Here is a 16,737-nt window from a genome sequence, read left to right on the forward strand (position 1 = left end):
CGAGGTGCCCCGGCCCCGTGCAGGCTGTGATCAACAAGTCCGGCCCCGATCGCACCGGCCGGAACGGACCGGGCGTCGGTGACCCCATGAGTCGGCGGGAGAGAAAAGCGGAATGAGCAATCTTCAGTTCTCCGTGCTGCTGGGACCCGACGGGGCCGGAAAGTCCTCGGTCATGGCGGAGCTCTCGGAAAGGCTGCCCACCTGGCGGACCCTGTCGACGGACAGCGAATTCGTCGGCCCCGAACACGCCCTCGTGACCCAGCTGCGCCGCAACGTGGTCGAGGACGTGCTCCCCGCCCTCGGCGACGCGTACTCCGTGGACTTCCTGGCGAGCCTGCTCCAGACCGCGGTCGTGCATCTCAAGGACCGGATCGAGGCCCAGGAGCCGGGAGTTCCCGCCCTGGTCGACTCCTACTACTACAAGATTCTCGCGAAGTGCCGGCTCGCCGGGATCGAGGAAAGCCCCATGTATTCCTGGTGGCGTTCCTTCCCGCAACCGGACCGCGTGGTCTATCTCGACGTCTCACCCGAATCCGCGTGGCGGCGCAGCGGGAACGGGGCGCGGCTCAACCCCCTGGAGCATTTCGGAAACCGGCCCGAGTGGTTCGGCTTCGAGAACTACCAGAAGAGCCTTCGGAAAATGATGCTGGAAGAGGTACGGGAATTGCCGGTGACAGTGATCAAGGAGCAGCCCAGCGCGGCACGGACCGCGGACGCGGTGCTGGAGGTGCTCGCCCCGTGAACGCGAACACCGTCTGGGGAGACCCCGGGCACGGCGACCGCTACCGCGCGCGGGTCCTCGCCGAGCGCGAGCGGCTCGTCGAGGCGCAGGCCGACCTGGCGGGAGCGCAACAGGCCGTCCTGGCCGACCTCCTGCGCTTCAACGCCGGCACCGAATTCGGGAAGCAGCACGGCTTCGACCGCATACGCACGATCGACGACTTCCGCGCGGCCGTTCCCGTACAGGACTACGCGGCCCACGCCCCGCTGATCGAGCGGATGGCCGCGGGGGAGCGGAACCTGCTCTCGGCCGACCCGCCGGTCGTCTACTTCACCAGCAGCGGCAGCACCGGCGCCCACAAGAAGATCCCCGTCACCCAGCGCTTCATGGAGACGACGTTCTTCCCCTTCTACTACGCGGCCTGGGCGCCGCTGGTGGAGACCTACCCCGAGATCCTCGACCGGCCGGACGCGGTGCTCAACCTCAAGCACGACCCGCTGTCCGCCCCTCCCACGACCGCCAACGGCCGCCCCCACGTGGGCGCCAGCCAGGTCGACTTCGGGGAGAAGTTCGGTGAGCCGCTCTCCGCCGAACTCGGCACCAGGGCGCCCTGGGCGACCCTCCCGGTCGACGTCGCCCCCGGCGACCACCTGGAGAAGATGTACCTCCGCCTGCGGCTCGCGGTGCAGAGCGACGTGCGCTGCCTGATCGGCATCAACCCGGCGATGGTCGCCGCCGTTCCGTACCAGCTGAACCTGTGGTGGCCCCGCATCGTCAAGGAGGTGCGCGACGGCACCCTGGGCGGCGTGCCGTACGGCGCCCCCGACCCGGCGCGCGCCGCCCAGCTCGAAGGGCTGGCCGACTACTTCGGCACCGTGCGCCCCGCCCACGTGTGGCCGAACGTCCGCGCGCTGTTCTGCTGGACCACCGGCGTCGCCTCGCTGTACATGCCCGCGCTGCGGGAGGAGTTCGGCGTCGGCGTCAGCGCGCTGCCCGCTCCCGTGGCCGCGTCCGAGGGACCCGTCGGAGTGGCCCTGGACCGCCACCCCTCCGCGGGCGGCCTGGTGGCCTCCGCCGCGGTGTACGAGTTCGTACCCGCCGATGACGACCTCACCCCGGACACCGCCACCCTGCTGCCCCACGAGCTCGAGGCCGGCCGCGACTACCACGTCGTCTTCAGCCACGTCGGAGGGCTCTACCGCTACGCGGTCGGCGACGTCGTCCGCGTCCTCGACCACGTCGACGGCGTGCCCCGCGTCGAGTACGCGGGCCGCAACACCCGCTCCGACGCGGTCGGCGAGCGACTGCGCGAGGCCCAGGTCATCCGGGCACTGCGCGGCACGCTGGCCTCCGCCGGCCTCCAACTGCGCAACGTCGCCTGCCGGGTGGAGCCCACCGCCGGGACGGCACAGCACTACACCTTCGCCGTGGCACCCCGCGGCCCCTGGCACCCGGCCGAGTGCGAGCGCTTCACCGGCCGGCTGGATGCGGCCCTGGCGGCGGAGTCGGCGGAGTACGCGGCGGCACGCGCCGACGGCCGCCTCACCGCCCCGGCGCTCCGGCTGCTCGACCCCGACACCTTCCTCCGCGACTGGCACGAGGCGGTGGGCAGCGGCATCCGCCCCACCCAGGTCAAGGACCGGCTGTTCCGGCAGGACGAGAGCCTGTGGCAGCGCCTGACCCGTACGACACCGGCCTGACGAAAGACCCACGACATGACCGAGACCCTGAACCCCGTCGAGCGGACCGCTCTTCTCACCGCCGCCCTGCGCGCCGCCGAGTCGGCCCGCGAGGACCGCCTCTACGACGACCCCTACGCCGCGCTGCTCGTCGGCGAGACGGGGCCCGAACTGCTCGCCGAGGTCCGCGCGGCGACGTTCCCGCCCGACAGGCCCAAGACCCTGCCCAGCACCCCGGACTACAACGCGATCCGCACCCGGTTCCTGGACGACTACCTCCAGCAGGCCGCTGCGGACGAGCGGATGACCCAGATCGTCCTGGCCCCGGCCGGGATGGACTCCCGGGCGTACCGTCTGGACTGGCCCGCGCACATACGCTACTTCGAGCTCGACCGGCCGGCCGTGCTCGCCTTCAAGGAGGACCGGCTGGGGGAGGCCGAGCCGCGCGTCGACCACCGCGCCGTCGCCGTCGACCTCACCGACGACACCTGGGAGGACAGCCTCCTCGCCGCCGGGTACGACCCCGCCCTGCCCTCCGTCTGGCTGCTCGAAGGGCTGCTCTACTACCTCACCGACGCGGAGATCGAGCGACTGCTGGCACGCGTCGCCGCCCTCTCCGCCCCCGGCAGCCGCATCGCCGCCGACATGGTCAACGAGGCGGCCCTCACCCTTCCCCAGATGAAGGGCCTGCTGGACGTCTTCGCACGCTGGGGCTGCCCCTGGGTGTCCGGCTCCGACGAGCCCGAGGCGCTCTTCGCCCGCCACGGCTACGACGTCACGGCGGTGCAGCCCGGTGAGCCGGAGGCGTCGTACGGCCGGTGGCCGGACCCGGTGCCCGAGCGGCACGTCAAGGACGTACGCCGGGTGTTCTTCGTCCACGGACAGCGCCGTTGACCGTGCCCACCGCCGCCCTGACGAACACGCGCACACCGGCCGGGGACACCGGCCGGCCGGGGAGCGCGGCCGCGGCCCGGCCGCGGGTGCTGGTGGCGCCGATCACCATCACCCCCTCCAAGCCGCTCACCCCCAGCCATCTCAAGGGACTGTTCTGGTCGGACGTGATCTACCGGGCCACGGCACACCTCGCCGACGTCACCTACCGGTACAGCCACACCACCTATCACCCCACCGAGCAGACGCTGGGCTTCTGGGAATACCTCGACCGCACCCACGGTGACGCCGACTACTCCGCCCTCACGGAGGAGGAGATCGGCGAGCTCTACGTCGGCTACCGCGCCGAGGGCCGCCGCCCGGCGGCCGCCGCGCTGCGGCCCTACGCGGAGGCCGTCGAGAACGGCGGCTGGGTGCACCCGGCCGCCGCCCGGGTCCTCGGCCTGTGGGCCGGGCACTACGCCCGGCTGGGCCTGCACGACCCGGGACTGCGGGAACACCAGCCGCCCGGCCTCGCGCTGGAGGAGATGATCGAGCACTTGGTCGCCTCGGGCATGGGCCTGGACCAGCGCGACCTCGGCGGCCCCGTCTACCTCGACGCGACCCGCCACGGCCTGCCACTGCGGCAGATCGTCTCCTCCGACGGCCGCCCCAACTACCTCGCCTGCGCCCTGCGCGAGCTGTTGCCGCTCGCTCCCCGCTACGACGAGGTCGTCTTCGTCTACGACAACGAACTCGACCCCGACTACCAGCTGCTGGAACGCGTGCTGCGCCAGGCGGGACCGGCCGTACGCCGGGTGCCGATCGGCCGCGTGCCCATCGACGGAAAGATCCTCTCCGCCCGGCACGGCGGCTGGCACAGCCACACCGTGGGCGCCCTGCTGAGCTCACTGGACGCCGACCACGCGCCCGAGGTGTGCCGGCTGGGGATGCGCCTGTACTTCATCGCCACCCTCGGCCCCGGACAGCAGCAGTCCTTCCGCCACGACCTGCTCCGCCAGTGCCTCACCCGCGCCGAGCGGCTGCTCGACAGCTCGGCCACCGCACCGGCCGCGGGCCACGACGCGATGCTCGCCGCCCTGGGCAGGCACCGGCGCGAGCACACCTACATCGACCCCTACCGGCTGACCTCGTCCCTGCTCGGGAAGCGACGCCCCGCCCCCGACCGCGAGCTCCTCGCCACGGTGTTCCTATGACCCTCTCGCCCGAACTCCTGCTCACCGAGGCCGCCAGGCGCGTCCGGGCCGCCCGCCCGGAGATCTCCGCGCGCGTGGACCTCTCCACCCCGGCGGGCCTGCGGGCCGCGAAGGCCGAGATCGCCGGTCACGACGCACCCGGCCGCTTGGACGCGGCCCTGGCCGTCTGCGTCGTCAGCCGCTTCGACCTGCCCCACTGGGTGCGCGAGACCTGCCGGTTCGCCCTGTCCGTACCGCCGGAACGACGCGAGCCCTGGCAGCACGCCTTCACCCGGACCGTCTTCCTGTCCGGCCGCCCCGACAACCTGCGGGAACGGTTCGCCTTCGACCACATCGCCCCGGACGGCTCGGCGGCCTGGCTCGGCCCCGCCCCCGAGGGCAGCACGACGGCGCTGCGCAGACTGCTCAAGGCCTTCGACGGCCCCCGCGCGGTCGGCTCCTGGCGGCCGACGACGGTGGAGATACCACCGGCGGACGGCCCGAGCGGCCGCCCGCCGGTCCACCGCGAGCTGTACGTGGCCACGGCCTCCGTCTCCGTCGCCCGGCTGCTCGTCCAGCTCAACCACCTGCTGGCGGAGGCGGTGATGGACGGACTGATCGCCCCCGGCGACCGGCTGACGCTGCGCTCCGTGCCCCGTCTCGCGGGGCTCCCCGGGCCCTTCGCCGCCCTGCGCGTCGACACCGACAGCCACCGCCCGGACGAACTCCAGGCCTACGCGGCCCTGACCGGGGAGGGTGATCCCGGCCGGGCTCAGTAGTAGCCCTTCCCGCCGTCGAGCAGTTCCCGGACGATGTCCAGGTGCCCGGCGTGCCGCGCGGTCTCCTCGATCATGTGCATCAGCATCCAGCGCAGGGTCGCGGCCCCGGCCCGGAAGTCCTTCTGCCGCCCGGTGTCGTCCAGCCCGTGCGCCGCGATGATCTCGTCCGAGACGGCGCACTGTGTCCGGTATTCCTCGAGCAACCGCTCCAACGGCACGCCCTCGACGCGCATCTCGGCGTCCTCGGTCTCCTTGTCGAAGAGAGGATTCGACGTCGGGGGACGCCCCATGAGCATCACCTCGAACCAGCAGTGCTCGACCCACCGCATGTGCGAGACGAGACCCGCGACCGTCATCAGCGGGGAGGTCGGGATCAGGGCCCGGTGGGCGTCCGCGGCGGACAGCCCCTCGCACTTCCACTGGACGATGGCCCGCTGCATCTGGAGCCAGGTGAGCAACTGGGTGCGTTCGTCGGCGTCATAGGGAGGGCGGATGCGTGAAGGAGAGGTCATGCGAGGACGGTACGGCCCGCCATGCTCCCGGCGCTCCTCCATTTCCTCTGCTTCCTCTGCCCGGAGGGATTTCCCGTGCCCGGAGGGCTATCGGGCGACGGCGAGGACGAGAGACGCGGCGGCCAGCCCCAAGTACGCGCCGGGGAAGCCGATGTTGCGGTAGACGCGGGCGCGGATGTGTGCCGCGACGGCTCCCGCGAAGAACAGGACGAGTCCTACCGCGGCCGCGACTCCGACGGCCCTGACGCCCAGGAGCCCGAGCAGGAGCCCGGCGGCTCCGGCGGCCTTGAGTGTGGCCAGCCACGGCAGCCAGGACGGCGGGACGTCCACCTCGGCGGAGTTGGCGAGGACGAACCCGGCCCGCGAGAAGTCCGCGACGGCGATCCCGGCGTTGGCCACGACGGCCACCAGGGTGATGGTCACGTAGGCGAGGAACATGCGCCTTTCCTTTCGGTACGCGTCCTTTCGGTGCGCGCGCGTCGGCGAGCTTGTTGCCTGCGCGCTGTGACCAGCCTTCCCCGGCCCCGCGCCGGGGTCCAATACCCGCTTCCATAACCTGACGGCATGGATGTGGACACCCGGTTGTTGCGGTACTTCGTCGCCGTGGCCGACGAAGGCAGCCTGACCCGCGCCGCGGAACGGCTCTTCGTCTCCCAGCCGGCGCTCACCAAACAGATCCGGCGACTGGAGACCGGGCTCGGGGTGCGGCTGTTCACACGGTCCCGGGCCGGCATGACGCTCACCGGTCCGGGCCGGGCGCTGGCGGAGCGGGCACCCGCGCTCCTGGCCGGCTGGGACCGCGCGGCGCGGGAGACGAAGAGCGCGGCCGGCCGGGCGGCCCGCGTCCTGCGGGTCGGCTTCCTGGCCAGCGCCGCCAACGAGGCGACGCAGCACATCGTCGCGGAGTTCGCCCGCCGCCGGCCGGGCTGGCGGGTGGACATGCGGCAGGCCGCCTGGTCGGACCCGACCGCGGGACTGGCCGACGCGGACGCGGACGTCGCCCTGCTGCGGCTGCCCTTCCCCGGCCAGGACGCCCTGCGGGTCACCGAGCTCTTCGCCGAGCCCCGCTGGGTCGCGCTTCCCTCGGCCCACCCTCTCGCCGCCCGCGAGCTGATCCCCTTCCGCGACCTCTGGGACGAGCCGTTCGTGGCGGCCCCGGCCGAATCGGGCCCGTGGCGGGACCACTGGCTGGCCTCCGGCGAACGCGACGGCCGGCCGGTCCGCGTCGGCGCCGTGACCGACCGGCCCGACGACTGGCTCAGCGCGATCGCCAACGGCTACGGCATCGCCCTCGCCCCCGAATCCGCCGCCCGCTACTACGCCCGCCCCGGCATCACCTACCGGCCCGTCACCGGCGTCAGCCCCACCCGCGCCGGCGTCGCCTGGGCCCCCGCCGACGACACCGACCCCGTCGTCCAGGACTTCGTCCACTGCTGCCTGGACGGCGTGCGCCGAGGCACGGGCGGCGTCAGGTGATGTCGAGCGTCGTCACGCCGCTCGCACTCGTCAAGCCGGTGGTGAGGCATTCCAACACCCCCGTTTGCGGAAGGATGATGACCTGTTTCACGCTGCGGCCCCGGTAGCGGCCCTCGGTGACCGTGCCCGTGATCGTGGTGACGACCTGGCCGGCCACGACGGTGCTGTTGCCGCTGATGTCGGCGACGCTGGTGCCCTTGGCGTTCTTGGTGTCCTTCGTGCCCTTCGTGTCCTTCGCGTTCCACGTGAAGGTGCGCTGGGTGTGGAATCCCTCGAGAAGGAGGGCGCAGTCGGCATCGGAGACGGTGAAGTGCTCCCCGTAGGACCCGCTCGTCACCTCGTCCGCACCGCCGGCGCACTCGGTGAACCGCCCGCGGGTCGTGACGGAGATGCCCCGGGGCGTGAGGGTGACTCCCGGGCTGTAGTCGACGGACTCGGTGCCCTGGCAGTGCAACGGCCCGTCCGGGTGTTCGTGGGCGGATGCCGGGCCCGGTGCGGTCGAGACCAGTGCGGTGACGGCCGCGGCCAGTGCCGCCGAGCGCATCCATGATCTGTTGAGGGCCATGTGTGGCCTCCTCCGCGGTGAGTGACGTGAGGTATGCGATGCCCTGCCGGCGCACCGGTGAGACGGGCGCGTGGGAGTGAGCCGGGACGGACGGTCTCACCGAGGGCGTACGACGACACCTAAGCGCCCCCGGCGGCCCGTTCTCCGCGGCCTCCGCCGTGGGTAGCCTGGGCGTGGCCCTTCAGGGTCGCGCCGGTTCCGACCCTGGAGTGTGATGGACGGCCTGGAGTTCGGCACGCTGGAAGTACCCGGCGCGAGGCTGCACTTCGAGGTGCGCGGCTCGGGGCCCCTCCTGCTCCTCATCGCGGGCGGCGGCTCCGACGCGGCCGTCTTCGAGCGCCTGGCCGCCGTCCTCGCCGCGGACCGCCGCGTCGTCACCTACGATCCGCGCGGCAATTCCCGCAGCGCGCTCGACGGTCCGCCGGCGGACCAGCGCATCGAGACGCACACCGACGACGCCTGCCGGCTGCTGGACCACATCGCCGCGGCGGACGAGCCGGTGGAGGTGTTCGGCAGCTGTTCGGGAGCGCTGGTCGCGCTTGAACTGGCCACGCGCCCGCGGCGCCGGATCCGGTCTGTGGTCGCGCACGAGCCGCCCGCGATGGCGCTGCTGCCGGACGCCGAGCGGCACTTGGCGTTCTTCGACCACGTCCACGAGGTGTTCCGCCGCGAGGGCGCAGCCCCGGCACTGCGCGAGCTCGCGGCCGTATTCGGCGGCCGCCCCGCGCCGGCGCTGCCCGATGTGCACGACAACAGCGCGTTCTTCCTGGCCCATGTGGTCCGTCCGACGACGCGCTTCCTTCCCGACCTCACCGCGCTCGCCCGCGCCGCGGACCGGATCGTGATGGCGGGCGGCCACGACTCACGTACGCATGTCATCCACCGCCCGGCGGAGGTCCTCGCCGCCCGGCTCGGCCGCGCGCTCGTGGAGTTCCCCGGCGGCCACGCGGGCTACGCGAAACACCCGGCCGAGTTCGCCCAACGGCTCGCCGGCGTGCTCACCGCCGTGGCGGACCGGACCTCAGCACAGCCACGGGGCTGAAGCCGTGCGGATCCTGATGGGGGCTCAGAACTGTGGCTTCGGCCCGGTTTCCGAACTCGTCGCGGTCTCGCGGCTGCTCTCCGGTCACGAGCGGGTGTTCGTGGGCGATGGCGTGGCGGCCGTGTTCGCCCGGCGCAACGCGGACGCCTTCGACGAGATCCGGGAGGCCGACGGGGCGACCGGGGCCGGCTCCGAGCTGATCGACGACCTGCTGAAGGCCAGTGACCAGGTGGTCTCCGTGATGGACGCCGCCCTGGTCGTACGGGCCGCCGTGGCGTGCCGCCCGGTGATCCTGGTGGACAGCCTGCTGAGCTTCTGGCAGACCGGCCGCCCGCTCGCCGGGATCCGCGAACTGTGCGCGAGCCTGCCCCGCTCCTCCTACGCGGACGCCGCGCAGCACCTGGGCGGTCTGTCACCGCACGAGCACGTCATCGCGGCCCATCTGCTCGCCACCCACAGCGTGGTGCAGAACTTCCCGGGCGTCCCCCGGCGCATGGCCGAGCTCGCCGGTCCCGGTCCGGATCGCACGATGCACCTGACCGGCCCGGTCGTCGACGCCGAAGGTCTGCGGCAGGCACCGGGCGACGCGGAACCCGCATGGGATCTGCTGGTCAACGTCGGCGGATTCAAGAACTTCCTGCTGGACTTCGACGTCAACGACGACTACGTCCGGCTGCTCCACCGGTGGCTTCCCGATCTGCTGCGGGACTGGGCCCGCTTCCGGCGCGTCCTGGTCTGCGGCGGCCCCTTCGGCGAGCACCGGGAGCGGACCGTCTCGGCCGCGGGACGGCGGGCCGACTGCCGCTTCCTGCCCCAGCGGGAACTGCTGCCGCACGTGGCGAGCACCCCCGACTACTTCCTCGCCCCCGGCCTGACGGCCCTGCACGAGTCACTGGCTCTCGGGCAGCTGCCCTTGGCGCTCCACGAACAGCACTACGCGCACGTCTTCACCGTGCGGCGGCTCGACGGCACCCGCTTCGGCCGGGACGCCGCGCGGTTCGCGGACGTCCTGCCCGGCCACCGGATACCCGAGGACGACTACGCCGGGACCACCGCCCTCGTCGGGCTCGCGGGCCGCATCCGCCGGGACGACGACCTCTACGCGCGATTCCGCCGGACGTTCAACGAACGCATCGAGCACTACATCGCCCTCACCCCGGCGCAGCGCTCGCAAGGTGTCGGGGAACTGCGGGACGTACTGGGCGGAGAGCCGCTCCCCTCGGTGCTGGCGAGGATCCTCGGTCACCGCCGGCCCGGGTGAGCCGGAACCGCGCACCGCATCCGTACGGTGCGCGGTTCCGGCGCCAGGCGCCCGGCGCTCAGGCGGGCAGGTTGCTCTCGACGGCCGCCACGACCTCGGCGGCGTCCGGCTCGGTCTGCGGGGCGAAACGTGCCGCCACGGTGCCGTCGGGGGCGACGAGGAACTTCTCGAAGTTCCAGCGGATGTCGCCGGTGTGGCCTCCGGCGTCCGGGGCGGAGACGAGCCCCTCGTACAGCGCGTGCCGGCCGGCCCCGTTGACCTCGACCTTCTCGGTCATCGGGAAGGTCACCCCGTACGTCGCCGAGCAGAACTCGGCGATCTCCTCGGACGTCCCGGGCTCCTGGCCCATGAACTGGTTGCACGGGACGCCGAGGACGGTGAAACCCCGAGCGGTGTACCGCGCGTGCAGCCGCTCCAGAGCGGCGTACTGAGGAGTCAGGCCACACTTGGAGGCCACGTTGACGACGAGCACGGCCTTGCCCCGGTACTGCCCCAGGTCCGCGGAGCCGCCCTGGAGCGCGTCGATCTCTACTTCGTGAATGGACATGTGTCCGGATGTTAGTTGTCCCCGCCCGTGGCCGGTACCACCGGTGGTGCCGTCCGGGAACCTTGCGCAGACGTGTCCGAACCCGGGCGCGAGGAAAAGGCGTTGCAGGGTAGAACCGAATCGCGGGCAGAGCAGGGAGACGCGGCCGGGCGCGGACGGACTTCCGCCGGCCGGCTTCCGGCCGTGCGGCCCGCCGCAGCCGCCCCTCGACAGGAAGCCGTGTCATGACGATCTATCAGCACATGCCCCACCCCCACATCGCCGCGCGCGACGCCCAAGGGCCGGTGAAGGTCACCGACCAGCACCCGCGCGGCAGCGCGGTCACGCGGTTCAACACGAAGGTCGCGATCGTCGTCACCCGGGCGGTCGGCAGCATGTGGTGCGCCTATGCCTTCGCCCTCTTCGACCTGATCAGCCTGCCGGACGCGATCGACGCGGGCGCGGCGGCCATGGTCTCCTGGGTGGCGCAGACGTTCCTCCAGCTCGTGCTGCTGTCCGTCATCATGGTGGGCCAGAACGTCCAGGCCGCGGCGTCGGACAAGCGCTCCGAAGCGACCTTCCGCGACGCGAGCGCGACCCTCCACGAGATGGCACACCTCCAGGGCCACCTCGCCGCGCAGGACGCGCTCCTGACACGGATAGCGGAAAAGATCGGCCTCGAACCGGTACCGGTCATCGACACGCCGACGGGGGAGGAGCCGGAGCAGCGCGCCGCGGAGTGACTTCTCAGCCGTGCTGCGCCGTACGGCCCGCCACTGTCAGGGCCTCTCGCCGGCCCCGTCCCGGGTCACCGCCAGCAGAGCCATGTCGTCGCTGATGCGGCCGCCGGTGTGCCGGCGGACGTCGGTGAGCAGGGCGTCCAGGAGCGCGTCCGGGCCGGGGAACGTGCGGCCGGGGAGGCGGGCGCCGGGGTCGTAGAAGGTCCCGGCGCGGTCGCGGGCCTCGGTGAGGCCGTCGGTGTAGAGGAGGAGCGTCGTGCCCGGCGGGAAGGGGAGCGTGTCGGTCCGGTCCTCGTCGAGGCCGAGTTCGCCCAGCGCCAGTGGGAGGGCCGGTACGGACGGCTCCACGCTGCGCACCTCGCCGCCGTGCAGGAGCAGGGGCGCCGGATGGCCGCGGTTGACCAGCCGCAGCTCGTCCCCGGCGTGCGGGATCTCGGCGAGCACACCGGTGACGAACCCTTCGGTCTGTTCGGGTCCCTGCCGCCGCCGCGCCTCGCGGCTCAGCGCCCGCTCCAGCCTGGCGGCGATCTTGACGAGGGTGGGTTCCTCGTCGGCGGCCTCCCGGAACACGCCCAGCGCCACGTCCACGGCCTTGACGGCCTCCATCCCCTTGCCCCGCACGTCACCGACCAGGCAGCGCACGCCGTACGGGGTGTCCTGCACGCCGTACAGATCACCGCCGATCTGGGCGCCCTTCACCGCCGACTGGTAGCGCACGGCGATGCGCAGCCGCCCGATCGCCGCCGGCGGCTCGGGCAGCACGGCGCGCTGCACGGCGAGGGCGACCTTGCGCGCCGATTGCAGCCGGACGTCGCTGAAGTACATGAGGCGGTTGACGACGACGGCGAAGACCGAGACGGTCGCGACCGCCGCGAGCTCGCTGCGCCCGCCGGAATCCCCGATGAACCCGAAGTGGGTGAGCAGCGCGAAGTCGGCGGCGCAGGCACCGATGCCCGCCAGGACCGTCGCGCGCAGTGACAGCAGCGCGGCGGCGGTCATCGGCGCGGCGGTGTAGAACGCCTCGGCGCTGAAGTGCGGGGAGGTGTTGTAGTCGAGGAGCGCGCCCATGACGAGCAGGAGGACGGGCAGGAGCTGGAGGTGGCGCAGGCACCAGCGCCCCACGCCAGCGCGCCTCGCACCCGGTGCCCTCACGTGCCCGCTCCCGCTCTCTCGTGCCGCAACACGCTCAAGCATCCTCGGGCCGGATTACGCCTGCCAGTCGTGGCGCGGCCGTACGGGTAGGCGGCGCCTGGCCCGCCGGGCGCCCGGTCCACCCGGCCCCCGGGCCGTGGGCCCGACGGGGTCCCGGGCGTGGGCCCCTCCGCCCCGGCACGCACCACCATGGGCCGAGCCGGGTATCCACCAGAGGTGATCGCTCCTCGCCGCACGCTCGCGCCGCCCTCGCCGCCGGCACGCTCGTGTTCCCGCTGTTCGCCTCGCCGGCGACCCACGGCCGCCCCGGGGTGGCCGTGTCCCCGTCCACCGCGACAGCACGGCCGGGGTGCGGGCCGGGGTCCGGCAGGTCGGCGCGCGGGGAGCGGTTCATGGTGGTGGCCGCCGATCCGGCGGCCGCCGCGGCTGGCTGCGCCGTGCTCCGTGACGGCGGCGGCGCCGCCGACGCGGCCGTCGCCGTGCAGGCGGTCCTCGCGGTGGTGGAGCCCCAGTCCTCCGGTCTGGGCGGCGGCTCGCAGGTCACCTGGGCCCGGCAGGGCTGTCTCCACACCGCGCTCGGCCACCCGTGCGCCGTCGCGGTCCCCTTGCGCAGCGGCGCGGCCCTGGTCGAGGTGACCCCCGGCGGGCACCTGCGCGGTGCGGCGGACCCGCGCCGCGACGGCGCGGCCATAGGTGGCTGAACCGTCGCGGCGCGGACAAGGGCGGTGAGAGGCCGGCCGTCAGGCGGTGGGTGCTCCGGCCACGCGGCGTTCGCCGCCGTTGCGCTGCTGCCATGCCTTGTAGACGTCGACCGCCGCGTCGCGCGCCTCGTACCGCATGGGCAGGCGGCGCTCCGTGTAGTCCTTGGCGAACTCGCCGTAGAAGGTGTCGAGTTCGAAGTATTTGCGGTCGTCGACGTAGTGGGGCTCGTAGGCGTCGCGGGTGGTGAGGAAGACGACCTCGTCGGGGGAGCAGTAGTAGAGCGAGCCCAGGCACATGGGGCAGGGGTGGGCGAGGACGTAGATGGTGGTGCCGGTCAGGTGCTCGGTGCCCAGCTTCACGCATGCCTCGCGGATGGCGAGGATCTCGGCGTGGGCGGTGGGGTCACAGGTCTGGGCCACCAGGTTGGGGCTCTCGGCCAGGATCGCGCCGTCCTTGACGATGACGGTCGCGAACGGCCGGCCGCCCTCGGCGACGTTCTGCCGGGCGATGTCGATGGTGCGCTGCGCGAAGTCCATGGGTTCCTCCGGGCTGGGTGAAGAGGGAAAGACGGCTGAAAGGGCGGGGCCGGTACGGCCCCGCCCCTGCTGGATCAGAAGGGCTTGGTCGGCAGGTACTTGCCGTCCAGGGTGATGACGGCGCGCTCGCCGCCCTCGGGGTCGGCGACCTTCTTCACATCGAGCTTGAAGTTGATCGCGGAGATGATGCCGTCACCGAACTCCTCGTGGACCAGGGCCTTGAGGGTGGTGCCGTAGACCTGGAGCATCTCGTAGAAGCGGTAGATGGTCGGGTCGGTGGGGATGCCGCCGGGGATCGAGCCGCGGGCCGGGATCGTCTGGAGCAGCATCGCGGCGTCGTCGTCCAGGCCGAGGAGCTCGGCGACGGCCTTGGCGGACGTCTCCGGCAGGGGGTGCTGGCCGAGGACGGCGGCGGTGGTGAAGGCGACCGACAGGCCGGAGGCGTCGGCGATCTGCTGCCAGGACAGGTTCTTGCGGGTCTTGGCCTCGACGGCGGCGTTGGCCAGGGTCTCGCGGGCGGTGGGGTCGAACTGGGCGTGCACCATGAGAGGGCTCCTTTTTCTGGGGATGCCGGTTCGCGCGGGAAAGCGGAACGGCAGGTTCTAGGGGGTGGTGGTCCCGGGCGTCGCGCTGCGGGCACTCGGGGCCGGGGGCGGGCCGGACTCGCTCAGGCGGCGAGGGCGGTGCCCGCGCCGGTGATGTCGAGCGCTTCGACGCGTCCGGTGGGGATGTCGAAGACCCAGCCGTGCAGCGTCACCTTCTTCTCGGCCAGGGCCCGGGCGACGCAGGGGTGAGTGGCCAGGTTCGCCAGCTGCGCGTGCACGTTCTGGCGCACCAGGGCCCGTACCTTCGCCGGACCCGCCGCCATGCCGGCGGTGCGGGCCAGGGCGGCGTCCGCGTGCCGCAGCCAGCCGGCGACCATCGGCGCGCCGCTCAGATCGTGTTCCTCGGCCAGGGCGGTCATCGCGCCGCAGGCGGAGTGCCCGCACACCACGATGTCGCGCACGCCCAGCACGGCCACGGCGTACTCGATGCTCGCCGTCACCCCGTTGGCGGCGGGAGTGTAGGCCGGGACGAGATTGCCCGCGGTGCGGATGACGAAGAGCTCACCCGGCTCGCCCTGTGTGATCAGCTCCGGCACGACCCGGGCGTCCGAGCAGCCGATGAACAGCGTGTGCGGCGCGTGATGCGCGGCCAGGTGGGCGAAGAGCTCCGCCTTGGCCGGGAAGACATCCCGCTGGAAACGCGCGACGCCCTCGGTGAGGTCTTGCATGGTCACTCCCTTCGGTGGCTGCCTGCCCCCGTGGGGCCGACGAGATCCACCATGCACGACCTGCACCTATAGCGTCCAAGAGCTATTACCCATGACTTCTATCGATGACATCTATAGTTGTGGGCATGGCCCTGGAACTGCGTCACCTGCGCTATCTGCTCGCCGTCGCCGAACACGCCAACTTCACCCGCGCCGCCGAAGAGCTGCACATCTCCCAGCCCACCCTCTCCCAGCAGATCAAGCAGCTGGAACGCACGGTCGGCGCGCAGCTCCTGGACCGCACCGGGCGGACCGTACGGCTCACCGACGCCGGCGAGACCTACGTCCACTACGCCCGCCGCGCCCTGCGCGACCTCGCGGCGGCCGAACGCGCCGTCCTGGACGTCGCCGACCTCTCCCGCGGCCACCTGCGCCTGGCGCTCACCCCGACCTTCACCGCCTACCTCGTCGGCCCCCTCACCGCCGAGCTCCACACCCGGCACCCCGGCATCACCCTGGACGTCCAGGAGATGACCCAGGACCGCATCGAGACCGGCCTGCTGGCCGACGAACTGGACCTCGGTATCGCCTTCCACGGCCCCCACCTGCCCGGCATCACGGCGGCCGCTCTCTACACCGAGACCCTCGGCCTCGTCACCGGCGCCCACCGGCCCGGTGGCCAGGGACAACCGCTGCCCGTCCGGGACCTCGCTGGGCGTCAACTCGCCCTGCTGAGCGAGGACTTCGCCACTCGAGGCCACATCGACGCCTACTTCACCGCCCACAAGGTGCGGCCGCGCATCGCGGTGGAGGCCAACTCCGTCCAGGCCCTCACGGAAATCGTCCAGCGCACCTCGCTGGCCACGGTCCTGCCCGACGCCGTCACGCACGACCACCCGCACCTCGGGCCCGTCCCCCTCGAACCGGCCCTGCCCGCCCGCACCGTCACCCTCCTGCGGCGTGAGAGCGCCTATCGGAGCGCCGCCGCGCGCGCCTTCACCGAGCTCGTCCAGCAGCTCGTCCACGCCCGCGGCTACGCCCCGGCCTGAGCCCCGGCGGCGGGAAGGTCCGGCCATCCGGGCGCGGGAGGCGGTCCTGCGGGCCGTCCTACCGCTCGGCGACCGGCCGGTAGGTGCACACCTGCGTGCCCGTGCCACTGGCGGCCGTGGAGACCAGCTCCAGCGTGTGCAGCGTGCCGTCCTCGGGGAAGATCGTCTTTCCGCCGCCGAGCAGCACCGGCATGATCACGAGGCGGAGCTCGTCCACCAGGCTCTCGCTCAGGAGCGCGCGTACGAGCGTGGGGCTCCCCATGACCAACAGGTCGCCGCCGGGGGCGTCGCGCAGTTCCCGCACGCGGGCGACGGCCTCCCCGCCCGGGATGCGCGTGCTGTTGTCCCACGTCAGGTCGTCGTCGCCCAGCGTGTTGGAGACCACGTACTTCGGCAGGGCGTTCATCCGGTCGGCGAACGGGTCCCCGGCCCGCTCGGGCCACGCCGCTGCCATCGTCTGCCAGGTGCGGCGGCCGAACAGCAGGGCCTCGGCCTTCGTCAGCGCGTCGGCGAAGGCGCCGCCCACCACCTCCGGATCGAAGAACGGGTGCGACCACCCGCCGTGGGCGAAGCCTCCGTCGGTGTCCTCCTCGGGCCCGCCCGGCGCCTGCACGACGCCGTCCAGGCTCATGAACTCACTCACGATGACGCGCATAGGACGCGCTCCTGTCCCTCGCTC

20 protein-coding genes are annotated in these 16,737 nt (G+C 72.6%); 11 read left to right on the forward strand and 9 right to left on the reverse strand.

The features are described 5' to 3' along the window. Window positions 1–112 precede the first annotated feature (112 nt). The 5 genes from ACFY1P_RS09020 to ACFY1P_RS09040 all read left to right on the forward strand — a co-directional run bounded on the left by ACFY1P_RS09020 (window position 113) and on the right by ACFY1P_RS09040 (window position 5,245). Entirely contained in the window at window positions 113–742 is a 630-nt protein-coding gene (locus ACFY1P_RS09020) for a hypothetical protein (protein WP_390750228.1), read from the forward strand. Next, entirely contained in the window at window positions 739–2,421 is a 1,683-nt protein-coding gene (locus tag ACFY1P_RS09025) for a GH3 auxin-responsive promoter family protein (RefSeq protein ID WP_390750229.1), read from the forward strand. The genes ACFY1P_RS09020 and ACFY1P_RS09025 overlap by 4 nt, the downstream gene beginning before the upstream one ends. A gap of 15 nt (window positions 2,422–2,436) precedes the next feature. Then, the gene (locus ACFY1P_RS09030; RefSeq protein WP_361532037.1) at window positions 2,437–3,294 is read left to right on the forward strand and encodes an SAM-dependent methyltransferase; all 858 of its coding nucleotides are present in this window, start codon (window positions 2,437–2,439) and stop codon (window positions 3,292–3,294) included. Between the two features lie 86 nt (window positions 3,295–3,380). Then, the gene (locus ACFY1P_RS09035) at window positions 3,381–4,487 is read left to right on the forward strand and encodes a hypothetical protein (protein WP_361532049.1); all 1,107 of its coding nucleotides are present in this window, start codon (window positions 3,381–3,383) and stop codon (window positions 4,485–4,487) included. Further along, the gene (locus ACFY1P_RS09040) at window positions 4,484–5,245 is read left to right on the forward strand and encodes a DUF6182 family protein (RefSeq protein ID WP_390750230.1); all 762 of its coding nucleotides are present in this window, start codon (window positions 4,484–4,486) and stop codon (window positions 5,243–5,245) included. The genes ACFY1P_RS09035 and ACFY1P_RS09040 overlap by 4 nt, the downstream gene beginning before the upstream one ends. Here ACFY1P_RS09040 and ACFY1P_RS09045 read toward each other — a convergent pair. After that, window positions 5,239–5,757, reverse strand: a complete 519-nt coding sequence (locus ACFY1P_RS09045) for a DinB family protein (RefSeq protein WP_361532031.1) — start codon at window positions 5,755–5,757, stop codon at window positions 5,239–5,241. The genes ACFY1P_RS09040 and ACFY1P_RS09045 overlap by 7 nt on opposite strands. Before the next feature lie 87 nt (window positions 5,758–5,844). Continuing rightward, window positions 5,845–6,195 carry a DoxX family protein gene (locus ACFY1P_RS09050; protein WP_361532028.1) on the reverse strand — a complete coding sequence of 117 codons (351 nt, stop codon included), beginning with the start codon at window positions 6,193–6,195 and terminating at the stop codon, window positions 5,845–5,847. A gap of 126 nt (window positions 6,196–6,321) precedes the next feature. Here ACFY1P_RS09050 and ACFY1P_RS09055 point away from each other — a divergent pair, with 126 nt between their 5' ends. Beyond that, window positions 6,322–7,233 (forward strand): LysR family transcriptional regulator, encoded by a 912-nt coding sequence (locus ACFY1P_RS09055; protein WP_390750231.1) that lies wholly within the window; start codon window positions 6,322–6,324, stop codon window positions 7,231–7,233. On the opposite strand, the gene ACFY1P_RS09060 is transcribed toward ACFY1P_RS09055, so the two are convergent. Next, window positions 7,226–7,798: a hypothetical protein gene (locus ACFY1P_RS09060; RefSeq protein ID WP_390750232.1), complete on the reverse strand. Its 573-nt coding sequence runs from the start codon at window positions 7,796–7,798 to the stop codon at window positions 7,226–7,228. The two genes, ACFY1P_RS09055 and ACFY1P_RS09060, sit on opposite strands and share 8 nt — an antisense overlap. Window positions 7,799–8,012: 214 nt before the next feature. Here ACFY1P_RS09060 and ACFY1P_RS09065 point away from each other — a divergent pair, with 214 nt between their 5' ends. Then, complete coding sequence (locus ACFY1P_RS09065; protein ID WP_390750233.1) at window positions 8,013–8,840, forward strand: alpha/beta fold hydrolase; 828 nt, start codon at window positions 8,013–8,015, stop codon at window positions 8,838–8,840. Between the two features lie 16 nt (window positions 8,841–8,856). Then, window positions 8,857–10,101, forward strand: coding sequence for a hypothetical protein (locus tag ACFY1P_RS09070; RefSeq protein ID WP_390750234.1), 1,245 nt, complete (start codon window positions 8,857–8,859; stop codon window positions 10,099–10,101). Window positions 10,102–10,159: 58 nt separating this feature from the next. Here the strand turns inward: ACFY1P_RS09070 and ACFY1P_RS09075 are convergent, their stop codons facing one another. Further along, window positions 10,160–10,648, reverse strand: coding sequence for a glutathione peroxidase (locus ACFY1P_RS09075; protein WP_390750235.1), 489 nt, complete (start codon window positions 10,646–10,648; stop codon window positions 10,160–10,162). Between the two features lie 224 nt (window positions 10,649–10,872). Here ACFY1P_RS09075 and ACFY1P_RS09080 point away from each other — a divergent pair, with 224 nt between their 5' ends. Further along, window positions 10,873–11,370, forward strand: a complete 498-nt coding sequence (locus ACFY1P_RS09080; protein WP_361532010.1) for a hypothetical protein — start codon at window positions 10,873–10,875, stop codon at window positions 11,368–11,370. A 36-nt stretch (window positions 11,371–11,406) separates the two neighbouring features. Here the strand turns inward: ACFY1P_RS09080 and ACFY1P_RS09085 are convergent, their stop codons facing one another. Further along, the gene (locus tag ACFY1P_RS09085; protein ID WP_361532007.1) at window positions 11,407–12,489 is read right to left on the reverse strand and encodes a PP2C family protein-serine/threonine phosphatase; all 1,083 of its coding nucleotides are present in this window, start codon (window positions 12,487–12,489) and stop codon (window positions 11,407–11,409) included. A 422-nt stretch (window positions 12,490–12,911) separates the two neighbouring features. Here ACFY1P_RS09085 and ACFY1P_RS09090 point away from each other — a divergent pair, with 422 nt between their 5' ends. After that, window positions 12,912–13,220: a gamma-glutamyltransferase gene (locus tag ACFY1P_RS09090; protein WP_390750236.1), complete on the forward strand. Its 309-nt coding sequence runs from the start codon at window positions 12,912–12,914 to the stop codon at window positions 13,218–13,220. 39 nt (window positions 13,221–13,259) lie between these two features. Here the strand turns inward: ACFY1P_RS09090 and ACFY1P_RS09095 are convergent, their stop codons facing one another. The 3 genes from ACFY1P_RS09095 to ACFY1P_RS09105 form a co-directional block, all read right to left on the reverse strand. Then, window positions 13,260–13,757: a nucleoside deaminase gene (locus tag ACFY1P_RS09095; protein WP_361528372.1), complete on the reverse strand. Its 498-nt coding sequence runs from the start codon at window positions 13,755–13,757 to the stop codon at window positions 13,260–13,262. Between the two features lie 74 nt (window positions 13,758–13,831). After that, entirely contained in the window at window positions 13,832–14,302 is a 471-nt protein-coding gene (gene cynS, locus ACFY1P_RS09100) for a cyanase (protein WP_390750237.1), read from the reverse strand. A gap of 122 nt (window positions 14,303–14,424) precedes the next feature. Next, window positions 14,425–15,030: a carbonic anhydrase gene (locus ACFY1P_RS09105; protein ID WP_390750238.1), complete on the reverse strand. Its 606-nt coding sequence runs from the start codon at window positions 15,028–15,030 to the stop codon at window positions 14,425–14,427. 125 nt (window positions 15,031–15,155) lie between these two features. On the opposite strand from ACFY1P_RS09105, the gene cynR reads away from it, so the two are divergent. Next, a complete protein-coding gene (gene cynR / locus ACFY1P_RS09110; protein ID WP_390750239.1) occupies window positions 15,156–16,058 on the forward strand; it encodes a transcriptional regulator CynR in 903 nt (300 codons plus the stop codon). Between the two features lie 58 nt (window positions 16,059–16,116). Here the strand turns inward: cynR and ACFY1P_RS09115 are convergent, their stop codons facing one another. Continuing rightward, window positions 16,117–16,713 (reverse strand): dihydrofolate reductase family protein, encoded by a 597-nt coding sequence (locus ACFY1P_RS09115; protein WP_361528364.1) that lies wholly within the window; start codon window positions 16,711–16,713, stop codon window positions 16,117–16,119. Between the last annotated feature and the right edge of the window lie 24 nt (window positions 16,714–16,737).

It is taken from the genome of Streptomyces sp. NPDC001407, from assembly GCF_042895325.1.
Lineage (GTDB): Bacteria > Actinomycetota > Actinomycetes > Streptomycetales > Streptomycetaceae > Streptomyces.